General features: G+C 68.1%; 31 protein-coding genes. All 31 read left to right on the plus strand.

The features are described from left to right. The first annotated feature begins 32 nt into the window (after positions 1-32). Positions 33-3,923: a DNA-directed RNA polymerase subunit beta' gene (locus Asera_RS10460; RefSeq protein WP_030446753.1), complete on the plus strand. Its 3,891-nt coding sequence runs from the start codon at positions 33-35 to the stop codon at positions 3,921-3,923. Positions 3,924-4,193: 270 nt separating this feature from the next. Continuing rightward, positions 4,194-4,577 (plus strand): hypothetical protein, encoded by a 384-nt coding sequence (locus tag Asera_RS10465; RefSeq protein WP_244843819.1) that lies wholly within the window; start codon positions 4,194-4,196, stop codon positions 4,575-4,577. A 44-nt stretch (positions 4,578-4,621) separates the two neighbouring features. Continuing rightward, on the plus strand, positions 4,622-5,560 hold the full coding sequence (locus Asera_RS10470) for a DUF4190 domain-containing protein (protein ID WP_030446755.1): 939 nt from the start codon (positions 4,622-4,624) through the stop codon (positions 5,558-5,560). Between the two features lie 602 nt (positions 5,561-6,162). Continuing rightward, a complete protein-coding gene (gene rpsL / locus Asera_RS10475) occupies positions 6,163-6,537 on the plus strand; it encodes a 30S ribosomal protein S12 (protein ID WP_030446756.1) in 375 nt (124 codons plus the stop codon). Between the two features lies 1 nt (position 6,538). Then, complete coding sequence (gene rpsG, locus Asera_RS10480) at positions 6,539-7,009, plus strand: 30S ribosomal protein S7 (protein WP_030446757.1); 471 nt, start codon at positions 6,539-6,541, stop codon at positions 7,007-7,009. A 51-nt stretch (positions 7,010-7,060) separates the two neighbouring features. Beyond that, positions 7,061-9,163: an elongation factor G gene (gene fusA / locus Asera_RS10485; RefSeq protein ID WP_030446758.1), complete on the plus strand. Its 2,103-nt coding sequence runs from the start codon at positions 7,061-7,063 to the stop codon at positions 9,161-9,163. Between the two features lie 126 nt (positions 9,164-9,289). Next, positions 9,290-10,483, plus strand: a complete 1,194-nt coding sequence (gene tuf / locus Asera_RS10490; RefSeq protein WP_030446759.1) for an elongation factor Tu — start codon at positions 9,290-9,292, stop codon at positions 10,481-10,483. Between the two features lie 475 nt (positions 10,484-10,958). After that, positions 10,959-11,267, plus strand: coding sequence for a 30S ribosomal protein S10 (gene rpsJ / locus Asera_RS10495; protein WP_007073037.1), 309 nt, complete (start codon positions 10,959-10,961; stop codon positions 11,265-11,267). A gap of 11 nt (positions 11,268-11,278) precedes the next feature. Further along, positions 11,279-11,944, plus strand: a complete 666-nt coding sequence (gene rplC / locus Asera_RS10500; RefSeq protein WP_030446760.1) for a 50S ribosomal protein L3 — start codon at positions 11,279-11,281, stop codon at positions 11,942-11,944. Continuing rightward, entirely contained in the window at positions 11,941-12,603 is a 663-nt protein-coding gene (rplD, locus tag Asera_RS10505) for a 50S ribosomal protein L4 (protein WP_030446761.1), read from the plus strand. Before rplC ends, rplD begins: the two co-directional genes overlap by 4 nt. Further along, positions 12,600-12,908 (plus strand): 50S ribosomal protein L23, encoded by a 309-nt coding sequence (rplW, locus tag Asera_RS10510; RefSeq protein WP_030446762.1) that lies wholly within the window; start codon positions 12,600-12,602, stop codon positions 12,906-12,908. The genes rplD and rplW overlap by 4 nt, the downstream gene beginning before the upstream one ends. A 57-nt stretch (positions 12,909-12,965) precedes the next feature. Beyond that, positions 12,966-13,802 (plus strand): 50S ribosomal protein L2, encoded by an 837-nt coding sequence (gene rplB / locus Asera_RS10515; RefSeq protein ID WP_030446763.1) that lies wholly within the window; start codon positions 12,966-12,968, stop codon positions 13,800-13,802. Positions 13,803-13,810: 8 nt separating this feature from the next. Further along, entirely contained in the window at positions 13,811-14,092 is a 282-nt protein-coding gene (gene rpsS, locus Asera_RS10520) for a 30S ribosomal protein S19 (RefSeq protein WP_030446764.1), read from the plus strand. Positions 14,093-14,165: 73 nt separating this feature from the next. After that, complete coding sequence (gene rplV, locus Asera_RS10525; protein WP_030446765.1) at positions 14,166-14,687, plus strand: 50S ribosomal protein L22; 522 nt, start codon at positions 14,166-14,168, stop codon at positions 14,685-14,687. Next, complete coding sequence (gene rpsC / locus Asera_RS10530; RefSeq protein ID WP_030446766.1) at positions 14,687-15,523, plus strand: 30S ribosomal protein S3; 837 nt, start codon at positions 14,687-14,689, stop codon at positions 15,521-15,523. Before rplV ends, rpsC begins: the two co-directional genes overlap by 1 nt. 3 nt (positions 15,524-15,526) lie before the next feature. Continuing rightward, positions 15,527-15,952, plus strand: a complete 426-nt coding sequence (rplP, locus tag Asera_RS10535) for a 50S ribosomal protein L16 (protein WP_030446767.1) — start codon at positions 15,527-15,529, stop codon at positions 15,950-15,952. Further along, positions 15,952-16,182 (plus strand): 50S ribosomal protein L29, encoded by a 231-nt coding sequence (gene rpmC / locus Asera_RS10540; protein WP_030446768.1) that lies wholly within the window; start codon positions 15,952-15,954, stop codon positions 16,180-16,182. The genes rplP and rpmC overlap by 1 nt, the downstream gene beginning before the upstream one ends. A 77-nt stretch (positions 16,183-16,259) precedes the next feature. After that, positions 16,260-16,532, plus strand: a complete 273-nt coding sequence (gene rpsQ, locus Asera_RS10545; RefSeq protein ID WP_030446769.1) for a 30S ribosomal protein S17 — start codon at positions 16,260-16,262, stop codon at positions 16,530-16,532. Between the two features lie 90 nt (positions 16,533-16,622). Further along, positions 16,623-16,991, plus strand: coding sequence for a 50S ribosomal protein L14 (rplN, locus tag Asera_RS10550; protein WP_030446770.1), 369 nt, complete (start codon positions 16,623-16,625; stop codon positions 16,989-16,991). Between the two features lie 4 nt (positions 16,992-16,995). Beyond that, the gene (gene rplX / locus Asera_RS10555; RefSeq protein ID WP_030446771.1) at positions 16,996-17,310 is read left to right on the plus strand and encodes a 50S ribosomal protein L24; all 315 of its coding nucleotides are present in this window, start codon (positions 16,996-16,998) and stop codon (positions 17,308-17,310) included. Then, entirely contained in the window at positions 17,310-17,879 is a 570-nt protein-coding gene (rplE, locus tag Asera_RS10560) for a 50S ribosomal protein L5 (protein WP_030446772.1), read from the plus strand. Before rplX ends, rplE begins: the two co-directional genes overlap by 1 nt. 1 nt (position 17,880) lies before the next feature. Further along, on the plus strand, positions 17,881-18,066 hold the full coding sequence (locus Asera_RS10565; RefSeq protein ID WP_030446773.1) for a type Z 30S ribosomal protein S14: 186 nt from the start codon (positions 17,881-17,883) through the stop codon (positions 18,064-18,066). A 71-nt stretch (positions 18,067-18,137) separates the two neighbouring features. Further along, positions 18,138-18,545: a 30S ribosomal protein S8 gene (gene rpsH / locus Asera_RS10570; RefSeq protein WP_030446774.1), complete on the plus strand. Its 408-nt coding sequence runs from the start codon at positions 18,138-18,140 to the stop codon at positions 18,543-18,545. 15 nt (positions 18,546-18,560) lie between these two features. Beyond that, positions 18,561-19,097 (plus strand): 50S ribosomal protein L6, encoded by a 537-nt coding sequence (rplF, locus tag Asera_RS10575; RefSeq protein ID WP_030446775.1) that lies wholly within the window; start codon positions 18,561-18,563, stop codon positions 19,095-19,097. Beyond that, on the plus strand, positions 19,097-19,492 hold the full coding sequence (gene rplR, locus Asera_RS10580) for a 50S ribosomal protein L18 (RefSeq protein ID WP_030446776.1): 396 nt from the start codon (positions 19,097-19,099) through the stop codon (positions 19,490-19,492). The genes rplF and rplR overlap by 1 nt, the downstream gene beginning before the upstream one ends. Positions 19,493-19,555: 63 nt before the next feature. After that, positions 19,556-20,155 (plus strand): 30S ribosomal protein S5, encoded by a 600-nt coding sequence (rpsE, locus tag Asera_RS10585; protein WP_030446777.1) that lies wholly within the window; start codon positions 19,556-19,558, stop codon positions 20,153-20,155. A 14-nt stretch (positions 20,156-20,169) separates the two neighbouring features. Next, positions 20,170-20,352, plus strand: coding sequence for a 50S ribosomal protein L30 (gene rpmD, locus Asera_RS10590; RefSeq protein ID WP_030446778.1), 183 nt, complete (start codon positions 20,170-20,172; stop codon positions 20,350-20,352). A gap of 2 nt (positions 20,353-20,354) precedes the next feature. Next, positions 20,355-20,798, plus strand: a complete 444-nt coding sequence (gene rplO, locus Asera_RS10595; protein WP_030446779.1) for a 50S ribosomal protein L15 — start codon at positions 20,355-20,357, stop codon at positions 20,796-20,798. Positions 20,799-20,939: 141 nt separating this feature from the next. Beyond that, complete coding sequence (secY, locus tag Asera_RS10600) at positions 20,940-22,325, plus strand: preprotein translocase subunit SecY (protein ID WP_425305941.1); 1,386 nt, start codon at positions 20,940-20,942, stop codon at positions 22,323-22,325. Positions 22,326-22,571: 246 nt separating this feature from the next. Then, positions 22,572-23,225: an adenylate kinase gene (locus tag Asera_RS10605; protein WP_212804550.1), complete on the plus strand. Its 654-nt coding sequence runs from the start codon at positions 22,572-22,574 to the stop codon at positions 23,223-23,225. A gap of 72 nt (positions 23,226-23,297) precedes the next feature. Next, entirely contained in the window at positions 23,298-24,122 is an 825-nt protein-coding gene (gene map, locus Asera_RS10610; protein WP_030446782.1) for a type I methionyl aminopeptidase, read from the plus strand. Positions 24,123-24,128 lie beyond the last annotated feature (6 nt).

Here is a 24,128-nt window from a genome sequence, read left to right on the forward strand (position 1 = left end):
TCCGGCCACAACCCAAAGGGGACTGACCACAAGTGCTCGACGTGAACTTCTTCGACGAGCTGCGGATCGGCCTGGCCAGCGCCGACGACATTCGGCAGTGGTCGCATGGCGAGGTCAAGAAGCCCGAGACGATCAACTACCGCACCCTGAAGCCGGAGAAGGACGGGCTCTTCTGCGAGAAGATCTTCGGCCCCACCCGCGACTGGGAGTGCTACTGCGGCAAGTACAAGCGCGTCCGGTTCAAGGGCATCATCTGTGAGCGCTGCGGCGTCGAGGTGACTCGCGCCAAGGTGCGTCGTGAGCGGATGGGCCACATCGAGCTGGCCGCGTCCGTCACGCACATCTGGTACTTCAAGGGCGTGCCGAGCCGGCTGGGCTACCTGCTGGACATCGCGCCGAAGGACCTCGAGAAGATCATCTACTTCGCCGCGTACGTGGTGACGCAGGTGGACACCGAGGCCCGGCACCGTGACCTGCCGACCATCGAGTCGGAGATCGGTGCGGAGAAGCGCCAGCTGGAGAACCGCCGCGACGCCGACGTGGACGCGCGCGCCAAGAAGCTCGAGACCGACCTGGCCGAGCTCGAGGCCGAGGGTGCCAAGAGCGACGTCCGGCGCAAGGTCAAGGAGTCCGGCGAGCGTGAGATGCGCCAGATCCGCGACCGCGCGCAGCGGGAGATCGACCGGCTCGACGAGGTCATGGAGACCTTCCGCAAGCTGGAGCCCAAGCAGCTGGTCCCGGACGAGCTGCTCTACCGCGAACTGCGGGACCGCTTCGGGGAGTACTTCGAGGGCGGCATGGGCGCCGAGGCGATCAAGGCGCTGCTGGAGAACCTCAACCTGGACGCCGAGTCCGAGAACCTGCGCGAGACCATCCGGTCCGGCAAGGGGCAGCGGAAGATCCGGGCGCTGAAGCGGCTGAAGGTCGTCGCGGCGTTCCAGACCACCCGCAACTCGCCGCTGGGCATGGTGCTCGACTGCGTCCCGGTGATCCCGCCGGACCTGCGCCCGATGGTGCAGCTGGACGGTGGCCGGTTCGCCACCTCCGACCTGAACGACCTGTACCGCCGCGTGATCAACCGGAACAACCGGCTCAAGCGGCTGATCGACCTCGGCGCGCCCGAGATCATCGTCAACAACGAGAAGCGGATGCTGCAGGAGGCCGTCGACGCGCTGTTCGACAACGGCCGCCGCGGGCGCCCGGTCACCGGTCCCGGTAACCGGCCGCTGAAGTCGCTGTCCGACATGCTCAAGGGCAAGCAGGGCCGGTTCCGGCAGAACCTGTTGGGCAAGCGCGTCGACTACTCCGGCCGTTCGGTCATCGTGGTCGGCCCGCGGCTCAAGCTGCACCAGTGCGGCCTGCCGCGGTACATGGCGCTGGAGCTGTTCAAGCCGTTCGTGATGAAGCGCCTGGTCGACCTGAACCACGCGCAGAACATCAAGTCGGCGAAGCGGATGGTCGAGCGTGGCCGCACCGCGGTGTGGGATGTCCTGGAAGAGGTCATCTCCGAGCACCCGGTGCTGCTGAACCGTGCCCCGACCCTGCACCGGCTCGGCATCCAGGCGTTCGAGCCGCAGCTGATCGAGGGCAAGGCGATCCAGCTGCACCCGCTGGTGTGCGCCGCGTTCAACGCCGACTTCGACGGCGACCAGATGGCGGTGCACGTACCGCTGTCGACCGAGGCGCAGGCCGAGGCCCGCATCCTGATGCTGTCCTCGAACAACATCCTGAAGCCCTCGGACGGCAAGCCGGTCACGATGCCGTCGCACGAGATGATCATCGGGCTGTACCACCTGACCCACCGCAGCGAGGGTGGCAAGGGCGAGGGCCGGGTGTTCGGTACGCCGGGCGAGGCGCAGATGGCGTTCGACGCCGGTGAGCTGGACCTGCAGGCGCCGGTCCGGATCCGGCTGACCGGGGTCAGCGCGGTGAACAACGGCGTCGGTGCCGAGGCATGGCAGGCGCCGGAGGGGTGGCAGCCGGGCGACCGGGTGCTGCTCGACACCACGCTGGGCCGGGTGCTGTTCAACGAGGCGCTGCCCGAGGACTACCCGTTCGTCAACTACGAGATCCGCAAGGGTCAGCTGTCGGCGATCATCAACGACCTGGCCGAGCGGGCTCCGAAGGTGCTGCTGGCGGCGACGCTGGACGCGCTGAAGGAGGCCGGCTACCACTGGGCCACCTGGTCGGGGCTGACGATCGGCATCGCCGACGTGGTCAACCCGCCGCACAAGAAGGCGATTCTGGAGCGGTACGAGTCGGACGCCGCGCAGGTGGACAAGCAGTACCAGCGTGGTCTGATGACCGCCGAGGAGCGCCGCGGCGAGCTGATCGAGATCTGGACCAAGGCGACCAACGAGGTCACCAAGGACATGGAGGACGCACTTCCGCAGGAGAACGCGCTGTGGAAGATGATCAACTCCGGTGCTCGCGGCAACATGCTGCAGCTCCGGCAGATCGCGGCCATCCGTGGCCTGGTGGCCAACCCGAAGGGTGAGATCATCCCGCGGCCGATCAAGTCGAGCTACCGCGAGGGTCTCTCCGTGCTGGAGTACTTCATCGCCACGCACGGCGCCCGGAAGGGTCTGGCCGACACCGCGCTGCGGACCGCCGACTCGGGTTACCTGACCCGACGGCTGGTCGACGTCTCGCAGGACGTGATCATCCGCGAGGACGACTGCGGTACCGAGCGGGCCGTGCCGATGACGGTCGCCACCGAGATCGACGGCAAGCTGGTCAAGGACGAGTACGTGGAGACCTCGGTCTTCGCGCGCTCGCTGGCCGAGGACGTCTACGGCACCGACGGCGAGCTGATCGCCACCCGGAACACCGATGTCGGTGGCCCGCTGGTGGACAAGCTGGTCGCCGGCGGCGTCAAGACCGTCCGGGTGCGGTCGGTGCTGACCTGCGAGTCGCGGCTCGGGGTCTGCGCGCAGTGCTACGGCCGTTCGCTGCCGACCGGTCAGCTGGTCGACATCGGCGAGGCGGTCGGCATCATCGCGGCCCAGTCCATCGGTGAGCCGGGTACGCAGCTGACCATGCGTACCTTCCACACCGGTGGCGTCGCGGGTGACGACATCACCCAGGGTCTGCCGCGTGTCACCGAGATCTTCGAGGCTCGGGTCCCGAAGGGCAAGGCTCCGATCGCGGAGAAGGCCGGCCGGGTCCGGATCGAGGAGGGGGAGAAGTCGCGCAAGATCATCATCGTGCCGGACGACGGCTCCGATGAGGTCGTGTACGACAAGATCCCGCGGCGTACCAGGCTGCGCAAGCAGGACGGCGAACACGCCGAGGTGGCGGAGAAGCTCACCGAGGGCACCGTGGACCCGCACGAGCTGCTGCGCATCACCAACCGCCGCAACGTGCAGCTGCACACGGTGCAGGAGGTCCAGCAGGTCTACCGGTCGCAGGGTGTGCACATCCACGACAAGCACATCGAGATCATCGTCCGGCAGATGCTGCGCCGGTACATCGTGATCGAGTCCGGTGACACGGAGTTCCTGCCCGGCTCGCCGGTCGAGTCGGCGACCTTCGACGCCGAGGTGCGTCGTCTGGTTGCCGAGGGTGGCCGGCCGGCGTCGGCACGTCCGGTGCTGATGGGCATCACGAAGGCGTCGCTCGCGACCGAATCGTGGCTGTCCGCGGCCTCCTTCCAGGAGACCACCCGGGTCCTCACCGAGGCCGCGATCGAGGCGCGCAGCGACTCGCTCATCGGCCTCAAGGAGAACGTCATCATCGGTAAGCTCATCCCGGCCGGTACCGGTATCTCCAAGTACCGCAACATCCGGGTCGAGCCGACCGAGGAGGCGAAGGCCCAGGTGTACTCGATGACCGGGTACGGCGACACCGACTACGGGTTCGGGCCGGCCAGCGGGCAGGCAGTGCCGCTGGACGACTACGACCTCGGCGGCTTCGGCCGCTGACGCAGCACCGGCGGCTTCGGCCGCCGGCGCAGGGCTGGCGGCTTCGGCCGCCGGCGCGAGGTCGGCGGTCTCGACCGTCGGCCACCGCAACGATCGCGGGCCGTCGGTACCTTCGGGTGCCGGCGGCCCGCGCCGTTTCTGCGCGTTCCGGTGCCTCCGGTGCCTCCGGTGGCGCGCCCGGCTGCTGGGAGCCGCTCAGGTTCGCCGGGTAGCGTTGGGCGCTACCGGTGCGGCCGGATTCACCCCGGCCGCCGAGACAGGGGGCTTCGGTTGATTCCAGCAGGTGGTCCGGCGCCGGTCGGCGCCGAGCGGACCGCCGCGCGCCGGCACCCGCAGGACCCCGATCCGACGAGGTCGACCAAGGCGCTCGCGGTCGTCTGGTTGGCGGCGATCGGGCTGCTGTTCTCGCCGGTGGTGGCGGGTGCCCTGCCGGCCGGGTTCGCGCTGCTGCTGGCCCGCAGCACCGAGGCGGAGATGCGTGCCTCGGGCGGCTTCCTCACCGGGGTGGCACCGCTGCGCGTCGGTACCCGGTTGGCCCGGCTGGCGCTGCTGGTGGCCGTCGCGGTGGTCGTGGTCGGGATCGTGTTCGCGATCTTCCAGCTCGGCGGCTCGGACGGTGGCTCCGGTGTCCGGTACGGCTCGGACGTGAACTGACTTCGTAGTGTTGCCGCGTCAGCATCGCTCCAGGAAGGACTCGCATGAGCGACCAGTCCGGGCACGGCGACCGCCCCGCCGCTCCGCCGGATCCCGGCTACCTGATCCCCTCCGACGCCGATCGCGGCGTCGAGGCGTCGAACGTGCCGCCGCGGCCGCCGGCCCCCGAGCCGCCGCCCGCCCCACCGGCCAGCGGGCCGGCCTTCACCCTGCCGTCGGCCGAGCCGGAGTCGCCGGTCAGCTCCCCGCCGCCACGGCATCTGGCGGCCGACGAGCCGGCGACCTCGCCCGGTGGGTACGGCGCCGGGGCGACCTCCGGTGCCGGGTCGTATGCGCAGTCCGGCCCGCCGGCGCCGGGTGACTACGCGCCGGACACGCAGGCCAGCGCCCCGGCCGCCTACGGCCAGCCGTCCGCCCCGGCGTACGGGCAGCCCGCGGCGCCCGGTTACCCGCGGCCTCCGGCCCCGCCGCAGTACGGGGCGCCGCAGCCACCCGGTTACCCACCGGTCGGTGGGTACGGCGCACCGCAACCACCGGCCGGTGGGTACGGCCCACCGCAACCGCCAGTCGGCTACGGCGCACCGCCGCCAGTCGGCTACGGGGCGCCGGCGCAGCCCGGGCTGCCGCCCGGTGGGTACGCGGTGCCGCCGCCCACCCCGCAGTACGGCGTGATGCTGCCGGCGAGCAAGCCGCCGAACTCCGGGCTGGCGGTCGGCGCGATGGTGGCCGGCATCGCCGGCTGTGCGATCGCGATCGGTGGCTTCTGCTCGTTGATCATCAGCATCCCGGCCATCCTGGCCGGTGTGGCCGGCCTGGTGATGGGGATCATGGCGCGAAAGACCCTGACCACCACGTCCGGCGCGACCGACCAGAGCGGCGCCGGGATGGCCCTGGCCGGCATCATCTGCGGTGCGGTCGGTGCCGGTCTCGGCCTCATCGGGCTGATCATCCAGGTGATCCTGCTGGTGGCGTACGCCACCTGACTCGGAGGCGCGAGCCAGATCACGAAGTTTCCGGGCCGGCGCCGGCGGCGTCCGCCCAACCGGTAGGCTGGGCAGTCACAACAGATGACGTCGGGCGTCGGCCCAGGCGCGTGGCCGAGATGGCACCCCCGTTTTGACCCTGGTCCGGATGGTGGGTACTCTTGGTCTTCGTGCCTGGGCACTGCCTGGGCTCGTCGCGTGTGCGTCCGTGGTTGGCGTGGTTGCCTCGCCGACCTGTCGGGGCTGATCGGGCCCGACCAACCGGCGCGCCACACCGCGACGTGCGACAAGAGTGTGTCAAGTGAATGTGCAGGGCACTGCGTCAAGCAATTGTGCAGTGCGTCGGTTCGCGAGCGGGCGACACGCCCGACCGCGGGGGTCGGTCCACCGGCCGCCGATCTGCGCATCCGTCGGCGGGGGCCATCGGTACCTGCCCGGCGCCCCGGACTCGACACGGGCTCACCAGGCACGACACCCCGGAAACGGCAACACGCACGACCTTGAAGACTGCACCACGGTCTTCAAGACCGCATGACCCTGAAGACTCCGATCACTTTCACGATTGGCCCGGCCAGCGATGGCCGAAGGGAGCGAAAGACCCGGTGCCCACGATCCAGCAGCTGGTCCGCAAGGGACGTCAGGCGAAGACCAGCAAGACCAAGACGCCGGCGCTGAACGGCAGCCCGCAGCGGCGCGGCGTGTGCACGCGTGTGTTCACGACCACGCCGAAGAAGCCGAACTCCGCCCTGCGGAAGGTGGCGCGCGTCAAGCTGTCCAGCGGCATCGAGGTGACCGCCTACATCCCGGGCGTCGGCCACAACCTGCAGGAGCACTCGATCGTGCTCGTGCGCGGTGGCCGCGTGAAGGACCTGCCGGGTGTTCGGTACAAGATCATCCGCGGGTCGCTCGACACCCAGGGCGTGCGCAACCGCAAGCAGGCGCGCAGTCGTTACGGCGCGAAGAGGGAGAAGAGCTGACATGCCGCGCAAGGGACCCGCGCCACGTCGTCCGCTGACCCCGGACCCGGTCTACAGCTCGGTGCTCGTCACCCAGCTGGTCAACAAGTTGCTCATCTCGGGCAAGCGTCAGCTGGCCGAGCGACTTGTCTACGGCGCGCTGGAAGGCGCCCGGGAGAAGTCCGGTACCGACCCGGTGGTCACGCTCAAGCGTGCGCTGGACAACGTCAAGCCCAGCCTGGAGGTCCGCAGCCGCCGAGTCGGTGGCGCGACCTACCAGGTGCCGGTCGAGGTGCGCCCGCAGCGCGCCACCACCCTGGGCCTGCGCTGGCTGATCCAGTACTCCCGCGCCCGGCGCGAGAAGACCATGACCGAGCGGCTGATGAACGAGCTGCTCGACGCCAGCAACGGGCTGGGTGCCGCGGTCAAGCGCCGCGAGGACACCCACAAGATGGCCGAGTCGAACCGCGCGTTCGCGCACTACCGCTGGTAGTGCTCCGCCCGGTCCGCGACACGTGGCGGCCGAACCGCAACGGAGGTAGCAGTGGCTAAAGCTGACGCCGCCCTGGCCCAGCTTCGCAACATCGGCATCATGGCCCACATCGATGCCGGCAAGACGACGACGACCGAGCGGATCCTCTTCTACACCGGCATCACGTACAAGATCGGTGAGGTCCACGAGGGCGCTGCCGTCATGGACTGGATGGAGCAGGAACAGGAACGTGGCATCACGATCACTTCGGCTGCGACGAAGTGTGAGTGGAAGGACCACACCATCCAGATCATCGACACGCCGGGCCACGTCGACTTCACCGTCGAGGTGGAGCGTTCGCTGCGCGTCCTCGACGGTTCGATCGCGGTCTACGACGGTGTCGCAGGTGTCGAGCCGCAGACCGAGAACGTCTGGCGGCAGGCGGACAAGTACCACGTCCCGCGGATGTGCTTCGTCAACAAGCTCGACCGCACCGGCGCGGACTTCTTCCGCTGCGTCGACATGATGGTCGACCGGCTCAACGCGACCCCGTTGGTGCTCCAGATTCCGATCGGTAACGAGGCCGACTTCATCGGCGTCGTCGACCTGATCCGGATGAAGGCGCTGACCTGGCGTGGCGAGACCCAGAAGGGCGAGGACTACGCGGTCGAGGACATCCCCGCCGAGCTGCAGGCGAAGGCCGAGGAGTACCGGGAGAAGCTCCTGGAGACCCTGGCCGACGTCGACGACTCGGTGATGGAGAAGTACCTCGAGGGCGAGGAGCTGTCCGAGGCCGCGATCAAGGCCGGCATCCGCCGTGCCACGATCGCCAACAAGGCGAACCCGGTGGTGTGCGGTTCGGCGTTCAAGAACAAGGGCGTGCAGCCCATGCTCGACGCCGTGATCGACTACCTGCCGAGCCCGCTGGACGTGCCCGCCATCCAGGGTGTCGCGACCGACGGTGAGACGCCGATCGAGCGCCACTCCGACGTGAACGAGCCGTTCGCCTCGCTGGCGTTCAAGGTGCAGACCGACAAGCACCTCGGCAAGCTCACCTACATCCGGATCTACTCGGGTTCGGTCGAGGTCGGTACCCAGGTGGTGAACTCCACCAAGGACAACCGCAAGGAGCGCATCGGCAAGATCTACCAGATGCACTCCAACAAGCGGGAGGAGCGGCCGTCGGCGCAGGCCGGCGACATCGTCGCGGTGCAGGGTCTCAAGCAGACCACCACCGGTGACACGCTCTGCGACCCGGCGAAGCCGGTGATCCTGGAGTCGATGACGTTCCCGGAGCCGGTCATCGACGTGGCGATCGAGCCGAAGTCGAAGGCCGACCAGGAGAAGCTGACCGTCGCCATCCAGCGGTTGGCCGAGGAGGACCCGACCTTCCGGGTGCACACCGACGAGGAGAGCGGCCAGACCGTCATCGGCGGCATGGGCGAGCTCCACCTGGACGTGCTGGTCGACCGCATGCGGCGGGAGTTCAACGTCGAGGCGAACATCGGCAAGCCTCAGGTCGCCTACCGCGAGACCGTCAAGAACAAGGTCGAGAACGTCACCTACCTGCACAAGAAGCAGACCGGTGGCTCCGGCCAGTTCGCGAAGGTCGTCGTGAACCTGGAGCCGCTGCCGCTGGACCCCGACTCCCCGACGTACGAGTTCGACAACAAGGTCACTGGTGGCCGGGTGCCGAAGGAGTACATCCCGTCGGTGGACGCCGGTGCCCAGGACGCCATGCAGTACGGCGTGCTGGCCGGGTACCCGCTGGTCGGCGTCAAGCTGACGCTGGTCGACGGTCAGTACCACGAGGTCGACTCGTCCGAGATGGCGTTCAAGATCGCCGGTTCGATGGTGCTGAAGGAGGCGGCACGGCGAGCGAACGCGGTGCTGCTGGAGCCGATGATGGCCGTCGAGGTCACCACGCCCGAGGAGAACATGGGCGACGTGATCGGCGACCTGAACTCGCGGCGTGGCACCATCCAGGCGATGGAGGAGCGCGGCGGTGCGCGGGTCGTTCGGGCCGCGGTGCCGCTGTCGGAGATGTTCGGCTACGTCAACGACCTGCGGTCGAAGACGCAGGGCCGGGCGAGCTACTCGATGCAGTTCGACTCGTACGCCGAGGTACCGAACAACGTCGCCAAGGAGATCATCGCCAAGGCGACCGGCGAGTGACGTGTGGCCGCCGAGCTCCGGCTCGGCGGCCCGCCCTCGCGAATCACATGAAATCGTCCGGCGGCCAGCGTCAGGTGCCCGTACCGGATAGGTAAGTAGCAAAGAACAGTCCACAGGAGGACACCAGTGGCGAAGGCGAAGTTCGAGCGGACCAAGCCGCACGTCAACATCGGCACCATCGGTCACATCGACCACGGCAAGACGACGCTGACCGCGGCCATCACGAAGGTCCTGCACGACAAGCACCCGGACCTCAACCCGTACACGCCGTTCGACGAGATCGACAACGCGCCTGAGGAGAAGCAGCGCGGTATCACGATCTCGATCTCGCACGTCGAGTACCAGACCGAGTCGCGGCACTACGCGCACGTCGACTGCCCCGGGCACGCCGACTACATCAAGAACATGATCACCGGTGCCGCCCAGATGGACGGCGCGATCCTGGTGGTCGCGGCGACCGACGGCCCGATGCCGCAGACTCGCGAGCACGTGCTGCTGGCCCGCCAGGTCGGCGTTCCGTACATCGTGGTCGCCCTGAACAAGGCGGACATGGTCGAGGACGAGGAGCTCATGGAGCTCGTCGAGCTCGAGGTGCGCGAGCTGCTGTCGACCCAGGAGTACCCGGGTGACGACCTGCCGGTCGTGAAGGTCTCCGCGCTGAAGGCGCTGGAGGGCGAGGAGCAGTGGGTGACGTCGGTCCAGGACCTCATGGAGGCCGTGGACACCTACATCCCTGAGCCGGAGCGCGACATCGACAAACCGTTCCTGATGCCGATCGAGGACGTCTTCACGATCACCGGCCGCGGCACCGTGGTCACCGGTCGCGCCGAGCGCGGCACGCTGAAGGTGAACGAGGAGGTCGAGATCGTCGGCATCCGCGAGAAGTCGACCAAGACCACCGTCACCAGCGTCGAGATGTTCCGCAAGATCCTCGACGAGGCGCGCGCCGGTGAGAACTGCGGTCTGCTGCTTCGTGGCATCAAGCGCGAGGACGTGGAGCGCGGCCAGGTCGTCGTGAAGCCCGGCACGATCACCCCGCACACCAACTTCGAGTGCCAGGTCTACATCCTGAGCAAGGACGAGGGTGGGCGGCACACGCCGTTCTTCAACAACTACCGGCCGCAGTTCTACTTCCGCACCACCGACGTGACCGGTGTGGTGACCCTCCCCGAGGGCACCGAGATGGTCATGCCCGGTGACAACACCTCGATGTCGGTGGAGCTGATCCAGCCCATCGCCATGGAGGAGGGGCTGAAGCTGGCCATCCGCGAGGGCGGTCGTACCGTCGGCGCCGGTCAGGTCACCAAGATCATCAAGTAACGGGTAAGCGGGGTGGCCGGCCACTCAGGTGGATCCGGTCACCCCGGTTTCCGTTCGCCGCACTCTGTACGGCATACTAGACAGGTTGCGTCCGCGGGGCGTCTGCTCGTGTGTTCGGCCGGCTGGGCCGGTCTACCGGGCGGGGTTTGCGCCGCACGGCGCGGGGCCAGCGAAATCGACCGGGTGTGACATCCGGGCGGGGCTGTGCCAGGCGTCGAGACCCGCGCACGGGTCACCGTCAGTTCGGTGAACTGCGGGCAGTGACGACGAGCAAGGTGGATCCTTCCGTTTCCGGGCGGATCCATGACCTTGAATCGGCGACACGCCCGACCGCGGGGGTCGGTCGAATCGGTTCTCCGATCGACTGAAGAAGGACCACAGGAGCCTCAGGTCGGGGACTCCGGGGCGCTCGGACAGATCGGTTGCTCCGCTTCCTGGCCAGGCAGCGGCACGAGAGAAGGAATCAGAAGCCACCATGGCGGGACAGAAGATCCGCATCCGGCTGAAGGCCTACGACCACGAGGTCGTCGACTCCTCGGCGCGAAAGATCGTCGAGACGGTGACGCGCACCGGGGCGCAGGTCGCTGGCCCGGTGCCGCTGCCCACGGAAATCAACCGTTTCTGCGTCATCCGCTCGCCGCACAAGTACAAGGACTCGCGCGAGCACTTCGAGATGCGTACGCACAAGCGGCTGATCGACATCATCGACCCGACTCCGAAGACCGTCGACTCGCTGATGCGGCTTGACCTGCCGGCCGGCGTCGACATCGAGATCAAGCTGTAGGGACCGAGACGATGGACAGGCAAGTCAAGGGAATCCTGGGCACCAAGCTCGGCATGACCCAGGTCTGGGACGAGTTCAACCGGGTCGTCCCGGTGACCGTGGTGCAGGCCGGACCGTGCGTCGTCACCCAGGTCCGTACCGAGGACAAGGACGGCTACTCGGCCGTGCAGCTGGCGTTCGGTTCGATCGACCCGCGCAAGGTGAACAAGCCGCGGGCCGGCCACTTCGCCAAGGCGGGCGTCACGCCGCGCCGGTACGTGGTGGAGATCCGCACCAGCGATGCCGCCGAGTACGAGCTGGGCGCCGAGGTCACGCTGAACGACTTCGGCGGCGTCGGCCTGGTCGACGTGACCGGCCGTACCAAGGGCAAGGGCTTCGCCGGTGTGATGAAGCGGCATGGCTTCCATGGCCTGAAGGCCTCGCACGGCGTCGAGCGCAAGCACCGTTCGCCGGGCTCGATCGGCGGCTGCGCCACTCCGGGTCGCGTCTTCAAGGGCGTGCGGATGGCCGGCCGGATGGGCTCCGACCGGTTCACCGCGCAGAACCTCTCGATCGTCGACGTCGACACGGAGAACAACCTCCTGCTGGTCAAGGGTGCGATCCCCGGCCCGACGAACGGGCTGGTGCTGATCCGCACGGCGGCCAAGCAGGCGCTGCGCAAGGGCGGTGTCAAGTGACTGAGGTGAAGGTACTGGACCGCGAGGGCAAGGACGCCGGCTCGGCCGAGCTGCCCGACGACATCTTCGACGTCCAGGCGAACATCCCGCTGATGCACCAGGTCGTGGTGGCTCAGCTGGCCGCGGCCCGGCAGGGCACGCACAAGGCCAAGACCCGCGGCGAGGTCTCCGGCGGCGGCAAGAAGCCGTACCGGCAGAAGGGCACCGGCCGGGCCCGCCAGGGTTCGACCCGGGCGCCGCAGTTCGCCGGCGGTGGCACCGTGCACGGCCCCGTACCGCGGGACTACTCGCAGCGCACCCCCAAGAAGATGAAGCGCGCGGCACTGCGCGGCGCGCTGTCCGACCGGGCGCGTGCCGAGCAGGTGTTCGTGGTCTCCTCGCTGGTCGAGGGGGACACCCCGAGCACGAAGAGCGCGCTGACCGCGCTGCGCCAGGTGACCAAGGCCGCCCGGGTGCTCGTCGCGGTGGCTCGCGAGGACGAGCTCACCTGGAAGAGCCTGCGCAACGCGCCCGAGGTGCACCTGCTCGCCGCCGACCAGCTCAACACGTACGACGTGCTGGTCAACGACGACGTGGTGTTCGTCGGCGACGCGCTCGACGAGTTCCTGGGCGTGCAGGGGCACGGTTCGGCCTCGGCGAGTGAGGAGGAGCAGGCATGAGCGGCGTGAGCTTCAACGACCCGCGCGACGTGATCGACAAGCCGGTCGTCTCGGAGAAGAGTTACGGCCTGCTGGACCAGAACAAGTACACGTTCCTGGTCCACCCGGACTCGAACAAGACGCAGATCAAGATCGCGATCCAGCAGATCTTCAACGTGAAGGTGCTGTCGGTCAACACGATCAACCGGCAGGGCAAGCGCAAGCGCACCCGGACCGGTTTCGGGAAGCGCAAGGACACCAAGCGGGCGATCGTGACCCTCGCTCCGGGCGACCGGATCGAGGCGTTCGGCGGCCCGGTTTCCTGACAGCGGCGCGCCGGTACCGAATCTGATGGACACCGGCCTTGAGGTAGAGAGAGAACGATGGGCATCCGCAAGTACAAGCCGACCACGCCGGGTCGTCGCGGCTCGTCCGTGGCCGACTTCGCGGAAATCACGCGAAGCACGCCGGAGAAGTCGCTGCTGCGTCCGCTGCACAACAAGGGCGGTCGCAACGCGCAGGGCAAGATCACCCAGCGTCGGCAGGGTGGTGGGCACAAGCGGCAGTACCGCCTGATCGACTTCCGTCGCAACGACAAGGACGGCATCCCGGCGAAGGTCGCGCACATCGAGTACGACCCGAACCGCACCGCCCGCATCGCGCTGCTGCACTTCGCCGACGGCACCAAGCGCTACATCCTGGCGCCGCGGAACCTCGGCCAGGGCGCGACCGTCGAGTCCGGCCCGGCCGCCGACATCCAGCCCGGCAACAACAAGCCGCTGCGCAACATCCCGGTCGGTACCACGGTGCACGCCGTGGAGCTGCGGCCCGGTGGTGGCGCGAAGCTGGGCCGGTCCGCCGGCGCCAGCATCCAGCTGCAGGCCAAGGAGGGCATGTACGCCACGCTGCGGCTGCCCTCCGGTGAGACCCGGATGGTCGACGTGCGCTGCCGCGCCACGATCGGCGAGGTGGGCAACGCCGAGCAGTCGAACATCAACTGGGGCAAGGCCGGCCGGATGCGCTGGAAGGGTCGGCGGCCGAAGGTTCGTGGTGTCGCGATGAACCCGGTTGACCACCCGCACGGCGGTGGTGAGGGCAAGACCTCCGGTGGTCGTAACCCGGTCAACCCGAACGGTAAGCCCGAAGGCCGGACCCGGCGTCAGGGCAAGGAGTCCGACCGGCTCATCGTTCGTCGTCGTTACGCCAACCGGAAGCGCTAGGAGTAGGGATGCCTCGCAGCCTCAAGAAGGGCCCCTTCGTCGACGACCACCTGATGAAGAAGGTGGAAGTCCAGAACGACAAGGGCACCAAGAACGTCATCAAGACCTGGTCTCGCCGGTCCACGATCACGCCCGAGATGCTCGGTCACACGATCGCGGTGCACAACGGCCGCAAGCACATCCCGGTGTTCATCACCGAGGCGATGGTCGGGCACAAGCTCGGCGAGTTCGCGCTGACCCGCACGTTCAAGGGTCACGAGAAGGACGACAGGAAGAGCCGGCGTCGCTGACCCCCGGGTCGCACTGCTTCACCAAAGACGCTGACGTACGAATCGATACGAGGAAACGAGCAAGGGGACAGCGATGCCAACTAAGGGCGACGCTACTGCGCCTCCCGGCGCGCGGGCGGTTGCGCGACACGTGCGCACCTCGCCGATGAAGGCGCGCCGTGTGGTCAACCTCGTTCGCGGGATGTCCGCGAAGGAGGCCCTCACGGTGCTCAAGTTCGCCCCCCAGGCAGCCAGCGAGCCGGTCTACAAGGTGGTTGCCTCCGCGATCGCCAACGCCGAGAACAACGAGCGGCTGGACCCGGATTCGTTGCTCATCAGCGAGGCGTACGTCGACGAGGGGCCGACACTGCGGCGCTTCCGTCCGCGTGCCCAGGGTCGGGCGTACCGGATCCGCAAGCGCACCTGCCACATCACGATCGTGGTGGAGAGCGTGCAGGCGGCACCGGCGGACCGGAAGGGCGCCAAGAAGGCGGCGGCGAAGAAGGCCGCGCCGGCGAAGAAGGCGGCCGAGCCGGCGGCGAGCGCCGAGGGCGAGGCTACGACGGCTGCGGCGGCAGAAGCCACGACGGCCGGCGAGAAGGAGAGCGCGGAGTAATGGGTCAGAAGGTCCACCCGCACGGGTTCCGGCTCGGTATCAGCACCGACTGGACCTCCCGGTGGTACGCGGACAAGCTGTACAAGGACTACGTCGCCGAGGATGTCAAGATCCGTCGGATGATCTCCGGTGGCCTGGAGCGGGCCGGTATCTCCCGGGTCGACATCGAGCGCACCCGGGACCGGGTCCGCGTCGACATCCACTCCGCGCGTCCCGGCATCGTGATCGGCCGCAAGGGCGCCGAGGCGGACCGCATCCGCGGTGAGCTGGAGAAGCTGACGAAGAAGCAGATCCAGCTCAACATCCTCGAGGTGAAGAACCCCGAGTCGGACGCCCAGCTCGTCGCGCAGGGCATCGCCGAGCAGCTGGCCCAGCGGGTCGCGTTCCGGCGGGCGATGCGCAAGGCGATCCAGTCGGCCATGCGCAACCCGCTGGTCAAGGGCATCCGGGTGCAGTGCGGCGGCCGCCTCGGCGGCGCCGAGATGTCGCGCTCGGAGTTCTACCGCGAGGGTCGTGTTCCGCTGCACACGCTGCGCGCCAACATCGACTACGGCTTCTTCGAGGCCCGGACCACCTTCGGCCGTATCGGCGTGAAGGTCTGGATCTACAAGGGCGAGGCCGTACCGGGTCGTGAGCAGCCGGAGGTTCCGTCCGGCCGTCCGCGCCGGGACCGCAACGACCGTCCGCGGCGCACCCGGTCGGGTTCGTCCGGCACGACCGCCGGCGGTACCGAGGCGGGTCGCGCGGCCGCGGCCGAGCGTCAGGGCGGTCGCCCGGCGCCCGAGCCGGCTGCATCTTCGACGGCCCCCGCGGCCGAGACGAGTCAGGAGGGCTGAGCAATGCTGATTCCGCGTAAGCCCCCGAAGGGCTTCCGGAAGCCGCATCACCCGACGCGCCGCGGCAAGTCCAAGGGCGGCACCCGGGTGGCGTTCGGCGAGTTCGGCATCCAGGCGCTGGAGCCGGCGTACGTGACCAACCGGCAGATCGAGGCCGCACGTATCGCCATGACCCGCCACATCAAGCGTGGCGGCAAGGTCTGGATCACCATCTTCCCGGACCAGGCGCTGACCAAGAAGCCGGCCGAGACCCGGATGGGTTCCGGTAAGGGTTCGCCCGAGTGGTGGGTCGCCAACGTGAAGCCCGGTCGGGTGATGTTCGAGCTGTCGTTCCCGAACGAAGCGGTCGCGCGTGAGGCGCTGACCCGCGCGATCCACAAGCTTCCGATGAAGTGCCGGATCGTGAAGCGCGAAGTGGGTGAGGTCTGATGGCGGCTGGTACGCCTTCTGGTGAGCTGCGCGAGCTCGGCGACGAGGAGCTCGCGACGAAGCTCGGCGAGGCCAAGGCGGAGCTGTTCAACCTCCGCGTGCAGGGTGCCACCGGGCAGCTGGACAACAACCGTCGGCTCCAGGTGGTACGCCGGGAGATCGCCCGGATCTACACGATCATGCGTGAGCGCGAGCTCGGCCTCAGCGCTGCGCCCAGCGAGGTTGCGTAAATGAGCGAGCGTCAGCGAGCGAATCGAAAGGCTTTGTGCGTCGCGAATGCGTTCGCCGAGCGAAGCGAGGTGTGCTCATGAGCGAGCAGACGACAGAGCAGCGTGGCCGCCGCAAGGTCCGTGAGGGCCTGGTGGTCAGCGACAAGATGGACAAGACCGTCGTGGTCGCCGTGGAGGACAGGGTCAAGCACCCCCTGTACGGCAAGGTCATGCGGCGGACCAACAAGCTCAAGGCGCACGACGAGCAGAACCAGTGCGGCGTCGGCGACCGGGTGCGTCTGATGGAGACGCGCCCGCAGTCGGCGACGAAGCGGTGGCGGGTCGTCGAGATCCTGGAGAAGGCCAAGTAAAGCGAGCCGCCGTGACCCGGAAACGGGCCGCGGCGGGACGTTCCGCCAGGCTTCGCGTCAGCGGAGGACCGGCAGACATCAGGAGTTGACGTGATTCAGCAGGAGTCGCGACTGCGCGTCGCCGACAACACGGGTGCCAGGCAGATTCTGTGCATCCGGGTGCTCGGCGGCTCCGGTCGGCGCTACGCGAGCATCGGCGACGTCATCGTGGCCACAGTCAAGGACGCGATCCCGGGCGCCGGTGTGAAGAAGGGCGACGTGGTCAAGGCCGTGGTCGTCCGTACCGCCAAGGAAAAGCGCCGGCCGGATGGCTCGTACATCCGCTTCGACGAGAACGCAGCGGTCCTGATCCGGGACGGCGGGGACCCTCGGGGCACCCGCATCTTCGGGCCGGTCGGCCGGGAGCTGCGCGACAAGAAGTTCATGAAGATCATCTCCCTGGCACCGGAGGTGTTGTAGGGCCATGAAGGTCAAGAAGGGCGACACGGTCCTCGTCATCGCCGGCAAGGACCGGGGCGCGAAGGGCAAGGTCATCGCGGCCTACCCGGAGCAGAACCGGGTTCTGGTCGAGGGCGTGAACCGCGTCAAGAAGCACACGAAGATCCAGACGTCCCAGCGCGGTTCCCAGAGTGGCGGCATCGTCACCCAGGAGGCGTCGATCCACGTCAGCAACGTGATGGTGATCGACGGCGACGGGAACCCGACCCGGGTGGGTTACCGCAAGGACGAGTCCGGGCGCAACGTGCGGATTTCCCGGCGCTCCGAGAAGGACCTGTGATGTCGACGGCAACTGATGAGAAGGTCACCCCGCGCCTGAAGACGCGGTACCGGGCGGAGATCGCGGGCGGGATGGTCGAGAAGTTCGGCTACGCCAACCCGATGACCGTCCCCGGTCTGGTGAAGATCGTCGTCAACATGGGTGTCGGCGACGCGGCCCGGGACGCCAAGCTGATCGATGGCGCGGTGCGTGACCTGACCGCGATCACCGGCCAGAAGCCGCTGGTACGGCGGGCGAAGAAGTCCATCGCGCAGTTCAAGCTGCGTGAGGGGATGCCGATCGGCGCGAAGGTGACCCTGCGCGGCGACCGGATGTGGGAGTTCCTGGACCGGCTGCTGTCGATCTCGCTCCCGCGCATCCGCGACTTCCGCGGCCTGTCGGCGAAGCAGTTCGACGGCCACGGCAACTACACGTTCGGTCTCACCGAGCAGTCGGTCTTCCACGAGATCGACCAGGACAAGATCGACCGTGTGCGCGGCATGGACATCACCGTGGTGACGTCCGCAACGACCGACGAGGAGGGCCGGCACCTGCTGCGGCTGCTGGGCTTCCCGTTCAAGGAGAACTGACATGGCCAAGAAGGCGCTAGTCATCAAGGCGGCGCGGAAGCCGAAGTTCTCCGCGCGTGCGTACACTCGCTGCCAGCGTTGCGGTCGCCCGCGGGCGGTCTACCGCAAGTTCGGGCTGTGCCGGGTGTGCATCCGTGAGATGGCGCACCGCGGCGAGCTTCCCGGTGTGTCCAAGGCGTCCTGGTAACAGCCGACGCTGGATAAGCAACGCCACAGGCCCGTGAGGCGGGAACCGGGGCGAGGAAGGCACCACATCACATGACGATGACCGATCCGATCGCAGACATGTTGACCCGTCTGCGTAACGGCAACCAGGCATACCACGATGTCGTGGCGATGCCCTACTCGAAGATCAAGGCGAACATCGCCGAGGTCCTCAAGCAGGAGGGCTACGTCACGGGCTGGTCCGTCGAGGAACCGGCCGAGGGTACCGTCGGCAAGAAGCTGAGCGTCGAGCTGAAGTTCGGCCAGAACCGGGAGCGCAGCCTCGCCGGTATCCGTCGGGTCTCCAAGCCGGGCCTGCGGGTGTATGCGAAGGCAGACGAGCTGCCCCGGGTGCTCGGCGGTCTGGGCGTCGCGATCATCTCGACGTCGCAGGGGCTGCTGACCGACAGGCAGGCTCGCAAGCGCGGCGTGGGCGGGGAAGTCCTCGCCTACGTCTGGTAAGGGAGTTGCTGAGCCATGTCTCGGATTGGACGTAAGCCGATCCCGGTCCCGGCCGGCGTGGACGTCAAGATCGACGGTGCCACGGTCGCGGTCAAGGGCCCGAAGGGCGAGCTGTCGCACACGCTCGCCGAACCGATCACCGCACGCCTCGAGGACGGCACCATCTACGTGGAGCGGCCGAACGACGAGCGTCGTTCGCGCGCCCTGCACGGGCTGTCCCGGACGCTGGTGAACAACCTGGTCGTCGGCGTGACGAGCGGGTACGAGAAGGTGCTGGAGATCCAGGGCACCGGTTACCGTGTCCAGGCCAAGGGCCAGGACCTGGAGTTCGCGCTCGGGTTCTCGCACCCGGTCGTGGTCCCGGCGCCGGCCGGCATCACGTTCAGCGTGCAGAAGCCGACCCAGCTGACGGTCTCGGGCATCGACAAGCAGCAGGTCGGTGAGATCGCGGCGAACATCCGCAAGATCCGGCCGCCGGAGCCGTACAAGGGCAAGGGTGTGCGGTACCAGGGCGAGAACGTTCGCCGCAAGGCTGGAAAGGCGGGTAAGTAATGGCTGCCACACTGGCCAACCGCAACTCGGCGAAGGGTGGTGCGGCGGCGCGCCGGATTTCCCGGAACCGTCGGCACTTCCGGGTGCGCAAGCGGGTCACCGGTACCGAGGCGCGTCCTCGGCTGGTCGTGACCCGTTCGCTGCGGCACATCTACGCGCAGGTCATCGACGACACCAGGGGCCACACGCTGGTCGCGGCGTCGACGCTCGATGGCACCCTGCGCGGCGCCGACGGCGACAAGAAGGACCAGGCCCGCAAGGTCGGCGAGCTGCTCGCCGAGCGGGCGAAGGGCGCGGGTGTGACCAAGGTGGTCTTCGACCGGGGCGGCAACGCCTACCACGGTCGGGTTGCCGCGCTTGCCGACGCCGCTCGGTCCGGTGGCTTGGAGTTCTAGGAAACCGACCAGCATCGGGCCCGACCGGCCCGGTGACGAGGGACTTAAGAAAGGTAGCGCCTGATGGCAGGTCCGCAGCGCCGTGGCGGATCCGGCGATAACCGCCGGGATCGCCGGGATGGCGGCCGTGGCGGCGCGGCCGCGGAGAAGACACCGCACCTCGAGCGGCTCGTCAAGATCAACCGCGTCGCGAAGGTCGTGCGAGGTGGCCGACGCTTCAGCTTCACCGCGCTGGTCGTGGTGGGTGACGGCGACGGTACCGTTGGTGTCGGATACGGAAAGGCCAAGGAGGTGCCCGCGGCGATCGCCAAGGGCGTCGAGGAGGCCAAGAAGCACTTCTTCAAGGTGCCGCGCATCGGTGCGACGATCACCCACCCGGTGATCGGCGAGGATGCGGCCGGCGTCGTGATGCTCAAGCCGGCCAGCGCCGGTACCGGTGTCATCGCGGGCGGCCCGGTGCGTGCCGTGCTGGAGTGCGCCGGTATCCACGACGTGCTGTCCAAGAGCCTCGGCTCGTCCAACCCGATCAACATCGTGCACGCCACCGTGGCAGCCCTGAAGAGCCTGGAGTCTCCGGAGCAGGTGGCCGCGCGCCGTGGCCTGCCGCTGGAGGACGTGGCTCCGACCGCGATGCTGCGGACCCGTGCGGGCCTGGCGAGCTGAACGGGAGACATGACATGGCACGCCTGAAGGTCACCCAGGTCCGGTCCGTGATCGGGTCGAAGCAGAACCAGCGCGAGACGCTGCGCAGCCTCGGCCTGAAGCGGATCAACGACGTGGTGGTCAAGGAGGACCGTCCGGAGATCCGGGGCATGGTCCGTACCGTGACCCACCTCGTGCAGGTTGAGGAGGTGGAGTAGCGATGGCGCTCAAGGTGCATCACCTGCGCCCGGCTCCGGGTGCGAAGACCGCCAAGGCGCGGGTCGGCCGCGGTGAGGGCTCGAAGGGCAAGACCGCCGGCCGCGGTACGAAGGGCACCAAGGCCCGGAAGAACGTGCCGGCGTACTTCGAGGGTGGGCAGATGCCCATCCACATGCGGCTGCCGAAGCTGAAGGGCTTCAAGAACCGGTTCAAGGTCACCTACCAGGTGGTCAACCTCGACCGGCTGGCCGCGCTGTTCCCGAACGGCGGCGAGATCGGCCCGGTCGAGCTGGCGAAGGCCGGCGCGGTGCGCGCCGGTGAGCCGGTGAAGGTGCTGGGTTCCGGCGATCTCGGTGGGGTCAAGCTCCAGGTTGCGGCGCACGCGTTCAGCGGCTCCGCCAAGGAGAAGATCACCGCCGCCGGTGGTTCGGTCACCGAGCTGTAAGTGAAGCAATTTGCCGCGCCGTTGTGAGCCCCAGCAGGGTGTTCACAACGGCGCGGTCTCATGTCGGTACGGAAGTGGCCGGCACGGATACCGCCGTAAACGCCCGTACTGTTAGAGTCGCCCCCGGACCCCGGCCATGCCGTGGGCGAAGGTCTCGACACGCACCGCCGCGTCGGCGGTCAGTCTGCGCAGGAGGAACAGTTGCTCTCCGCCTTTGTCAGTGCGTTCAGAACGCCTGACCTGCGCAAGAAACTGCTGTTCACGGTCTTCATCCTGGCCATCTTCCGGCTCGGGGCCGCGTTGCCGAGCCCGGGCGTGTCGTACACGAACGTGCAGACCTGTATCGGCATCGCGTCGAAGTCCGGTGGCACGCAGGACGTCTTCACCCTGCTGAACCTCTTCTCCGGTGGCGCGCTGTTCCAGTTGAGTGTGTTCGCGCTGGGCATCATGCCCTACATCACCGCGAGCATCATCCTGCAGCTGCTCACCGTGGTGATTCCGCGGTTGGAGCTGCTGAAGAAGGAAGGCCAGTCCGGCCAGGCGAAGATCACCCAGTACACGCGGTACCTGACGCTCGGGCTCGCGGTGCTGCAGGCGGCCGGCTACATCGCGCTGGCCGAGTCGGGCCAGCTGTTCGGCAACCAGTGCCCGGACCCCATCATCCCGACCGTCGGCCCGCTGCCGCACTGGCTGACGCTGGTGATGATCGTGACCACGATGACCGCCGGCACCGGCTGCATCATGTGGCTGGGTGAGCTGATCACCGACCGCGGTGTCGGCAACGGCATGTCGGTGCTGATCTTCACCAACATCGCGGCCCGGATGCCCGCCGAAGGCTGGACGATCCTGAAGAAGGGCACGCTGACCTTCGCGATCGTGCTCGGTATCGGTGTCGTGGTGATCGCCGCGGTGGTCTTCATCGAACAGGCGCAACGCCGGGTCCCGGTGCAGTACGCGAAGCGCATGATCGGCCGCCGGATGTTCGGCGGCACCTCGACCTACATCCCGTTGAAGGTCAACCAGGCCGGCGTCATCCCGGTGATCTTCGCGTCGTCGCTGCTCTACCTGCCGCAGTTGGTCACCCAGCTGGCGGGGTCGAACAGCACGAACCCGGTGGTCGTGTTCATCAACCGCTACATCACCCAGCAGGACAACTGGCTCCACATCCTGTTCTACTTCCTGCTGATCATCTTCTTCACGTACTTCTACGTCGCGATCACGTTCAACCCCACCGAGGTCGCGGACAACATGAAGAAGTACGGCGGGTTCGTGCCCGGCATTCGGCCCGGCCGGCCGACCGCCGAGTACCTCGACTACATCCTGAGCCGGATCACCCTGCCCGGTTCGCTCTACCTGGGCATCATCTCCGTCCTGCCGAACCTGTTCATCGGCCTGGTCGGCGGTAACGTCCAGAACTTCCCCTTCGGTGGTACGGCCGTGCTGATCATGGTTGGCGTCGGCCTGGAGACTGTGAAGCAGATCGAGTCGCAGCTGATGCAGCGCAACTACGAAGGGTTCCTCCGGTAGTGTCGCCGCGCAGCGGCAGCGATGTGCCGGCGAGCGGATCGGGGTGGCGGTATGAGCGGCCGGCCGGAGCGAAGCGGAGGGCGGCTATGAGCGAGCGTCAGCGAGCGAATCATGAGCATCGCGGCTTCGTGTCTCATGCCCGGCCGGAGCGAAGCGGAGGGCGGCTATGAGCGAGCGTCAGCGAGCGAATCATGAGCATCGCGGCTTCGTGTCTCATGCCCGGCCGGAGCGAAGCGGAGGGCGGGCATGAGGTTGGTGCTGGTGGGTCCGCCCGGGGCGGGCAAGGGGACCCAGGCGGAGTTCATCGCCTCGCACCTGTCGGTGCCGAAGATCTCCACCGGTGACATCCTGCGGGCCAACGTCGCCGAGGGCACCGAGCTGGGGCGTGAGGCCAAGGGCTACATGGACGCCGGCGAGCTGGTTCCGGACCAGGTCGTGATCAACATGGTGCGCGACCGGCTGGCCGAGCCGGACGCCGAGGACGGCTTCCTGCTGGACGGCTTCCCGCGCACCGTGCCGCAGGCGCAGGAGCTCGACAAGATGCTCGCCGACCTCGGTACCGGCCTCGACCTGGTGCTGGAGCTGGTGGTCGAGGAGGAAGAGGTGATCCGGCGGCTGTCCGGCCGGCGCACCTGCCGCGGCTGCGGCAAGATCTGGCACGTCGAGTTCGATCCGCCGGCGGTGGCCGGGGTCTGTGACCGGTGCGGCGCCGAGCTGTTCCAGCGCGACGACGACAAGCCGGAGACGATCGCCGAGCGCCTCCGGGTGTACGCGCGGGATACCCAGCCGCTGGTGGCCTACTACGGCGCCCAGGGCAAGCTGGTCGGTCTCGACGCGGTCGGGCCGGTCGAGGACGTGACCCAGCGCGCGTACGACGCTCTCGCGTCCTACGGCGGCTGACCGACCGTCCGCGGGCGGTGCCGGGCTCCGTCCGGTCGCCGCGGCGGTACGCACAATCCGTGAGGAACCACCTTGTTCGCCAAGCAGCAGATCCAGCTCAAGACGCCGGAACAGATTCGGATGATGCGGCGGGCCGGGCTGCTCGTCGCGGACACGCTGGCGAAGGTGCGGGCTGCGGTGGCGCCGGGGGTGTCCACCGCGGAACTGGACGAGCTGGCCGAGGAGAACATCCGGGCCAATGGCGGCATCCCGAACTTCAAGGGCTACTACGGCTATCCGGCGACGATCTGCGCATCGGTCAACGACCAGGTCGTGCACGCGATCCCGAGCCGCAAGCAGGTGCTGGCCGAAGGCGACATCATCTCGATCGACGCCGGCGCGATCATCGCCGGCTGGCACGGCGACTCGGCGATCACCGTACCGGTGGGTGAGGTCGACCCGGCGCTGCTGCGGATGATCGAGGTCGCCGAGGACGCGATGTGGGCGGGTATCGCCGCCGCCGGTACCGGCCGGAAGCTCACCGACATCTCCGCCGCGGTGGAGCGTTCGGTGCACGCCGGCGGGCCGTACGGGATCGTCGAGGGGTACGGCGGGCACGGCATCGGCACCGAGATGCACCAGGACCCGCACATCCTCAACTACGGCAAGCCGGGCCGGGGGCCGAAGCTCGTGACCGGGATGGCGCTGGCCATCGAGCCGATGATCACGATGGGCTCGCCCGACGTGGTGGAGCAGGACGACCAGTGGACGGTGGTGACCGTCGACGGCTCGCGCGCCGCGCACGTGGAGCACTCGATCGCGCTGTGCGGCGACGGCCTGTGGGTGCTGACGGCGGTCGACGGCGGCAAGGCGCGGCTCGGCTCGTTGGCATCGGCTCTGGTCGATTCGACCGAGTGAGGGCGG

It is taken from the genome of Actinocatenispora sera (assembly GCF_018324685.1).
GTDB classification, from domain to species: domain Bacteria; phylum Actinomycetota; class Actinomycetes; order Mycobacteriales; family Micromonosporaceae; genus Actinocatenispora; species Actinocatenispora sera.

What these genes read in the sequence shown, in the direction of transcription:
- rplO (WP_030446779.1), top strand. Translation starts at nt 20,355, where the DNA reads ATGGCGCTCAAGGTGCATCACCTGCGCCCGGCTCCGGGTGCGAAGACC.
- rplE (WP_030446772.1), top strand. Translation starts at nt 17,310, where the DNA reads ATGTCGACGGCAACTGATGAGAAGGTCACCCCGCGCCTGAAGACGCGG.
- rpsC (WP_030446766.1), top strand. Translation starts at nt 14,687, where the DNA reads ATGGGTCAGAAGGTCCACCCGCACGGGTTCCGGCTCGGTATCAGCACC.
- rplR (WP_030446776.1), top strand. Translation starts at nt 19,097, where the DNA reads ATGGCTGCCACACTGGCCAACCGCAACTCGGCGAAGGGTGGTGCGGCG.
- Asera_RS10470 (WP_030446755.1), top strand. Translation starts at nt 4,622, where the DNA reads ATGAGCGACCAGTCCGGGCACGGCGACCGCCCCGCCGCTCCGCCGGAT.
- rpsE (WP_030446777.1), top strand. Translation starts at nt 19,556, where the DNA reads ATGGCAGGTCCGCAGCGCCGTGGCGGATCCGGCGATAACCGCCGGGAT.
- Asera_RS10565 (WP_030446773.1), top strand. Translation starts at nt 17,881, where the DNA reads ATGGCCAAGAAGGCGCTAGTCATCAAGGCGGCGCGGAAGCCGAAGTTC.
- rpsS (WP_030446764.1), top strand. Translation starts at nt 13,811, where the DNA reads ATGCCTCGCAGCCTCAAGAAGGGCCCCTTCGTCGACGACCACCTGATG.
- rplC (WP_030446760.1), top strand. Translation starts at nt 11,279, where the DNA reads ATGGACAGGCAAGTCAAGGGAATCCTGGGCACCAAGCTCGGCATGACC.
- rplB (WP_030446763.1), top strand. Translation starts at nt 12,966, where the DNA reads ATGGGCATCCGCAAGTACAAGCCGACCACGCCGGGTCGTCGCGGCTCG.
- rpsG (WP_030446757.1), top strand. Translation starts at nt 6,539, where the DNA reads ATGCCGCGCAAGGGACCCGCGCCACGTCGTCCGCTGACCCCGGACCCG.
- rplF (WP_030446775.1), top strand. Translation starts at nt 18,561, where the DNA reads ATGTCTCGGATTGGACGTAAGCCGATCCCGGTCCCGGCCGGCGTGGAC.
- rplV (WP_030446765.1), top strand. Translation starts at nt 14,166, where the DNA reads ATGCCAACTAAGGGCGACGCTACTGCGCCTCCCGGCGCGCGGGCGGTT.
- rpmC (WP_030446768.1), top strand. Translation starts at nt 15,952, where the DNA reads ATGGCGGCTGGTACGCCTTCTGGTGAGCTGCGCGAGCTCGGCGACGAG.
- rplX (WP_030446771.1), top strand. Translation starts at nt 16,996, where the DNA reads ATGAAGGTCAAGAAGGGCGACACGGTCCTCGTCATCGCCGGCAAGGAC.
- rpmD (WP_030446778.1), top strand. Translation starts at nt 20,170, where the DNA reads ATGGCACGCCTGAAGGTCACCCAGGTCCGGTCCGTGATCGGGTCGAAG.
- rpsJ (WP_007073037.1), top strand. Translation starts at nt 10,959, where the DNA reads ATGGCGGGACAGAAGATCCGCATCCGGCTGAAGGCCTACGACCACGAG.
- rpsH (WP_030446774.1), top strand. Translation starts at nt 18,138, where the DNA reads ATGACGATGACCGATCCGATCGCAGACATGTTGACCCGTCTGCGTAAC.
- rplW (WP_030446762.1), top strand. Translation starts at nt 12,600, where the DNA reads ATGAGCGGCGTGAGCTTCAACGACCCGCGCGACGTGATCGACAAGCCG.
- rplP (WP_030446767.1), top strand. Translation starts at nt 15,527, where the DNA reads ATGCTGATTCCGCGTAAGCCCCCGAAGGGCTTCCGGAAGCCGCATCAC.
- rpsQ (WP_030446769.1), top strand. Translation starts at nt 16,260, where the DNA reads ATGAGCGAGCAGACGACAGAGCAGCGTGGCCGCCGCAAGGTCCGTGAG.
- Asera_RS10605 (WP_212804550.1), top strand. Translation starts at nt 22,572, where the DNA reads ATGAGGTTGGTGCTGGTGGGTCCGCCCGGGGCGGGCAAGGGGACCCAG.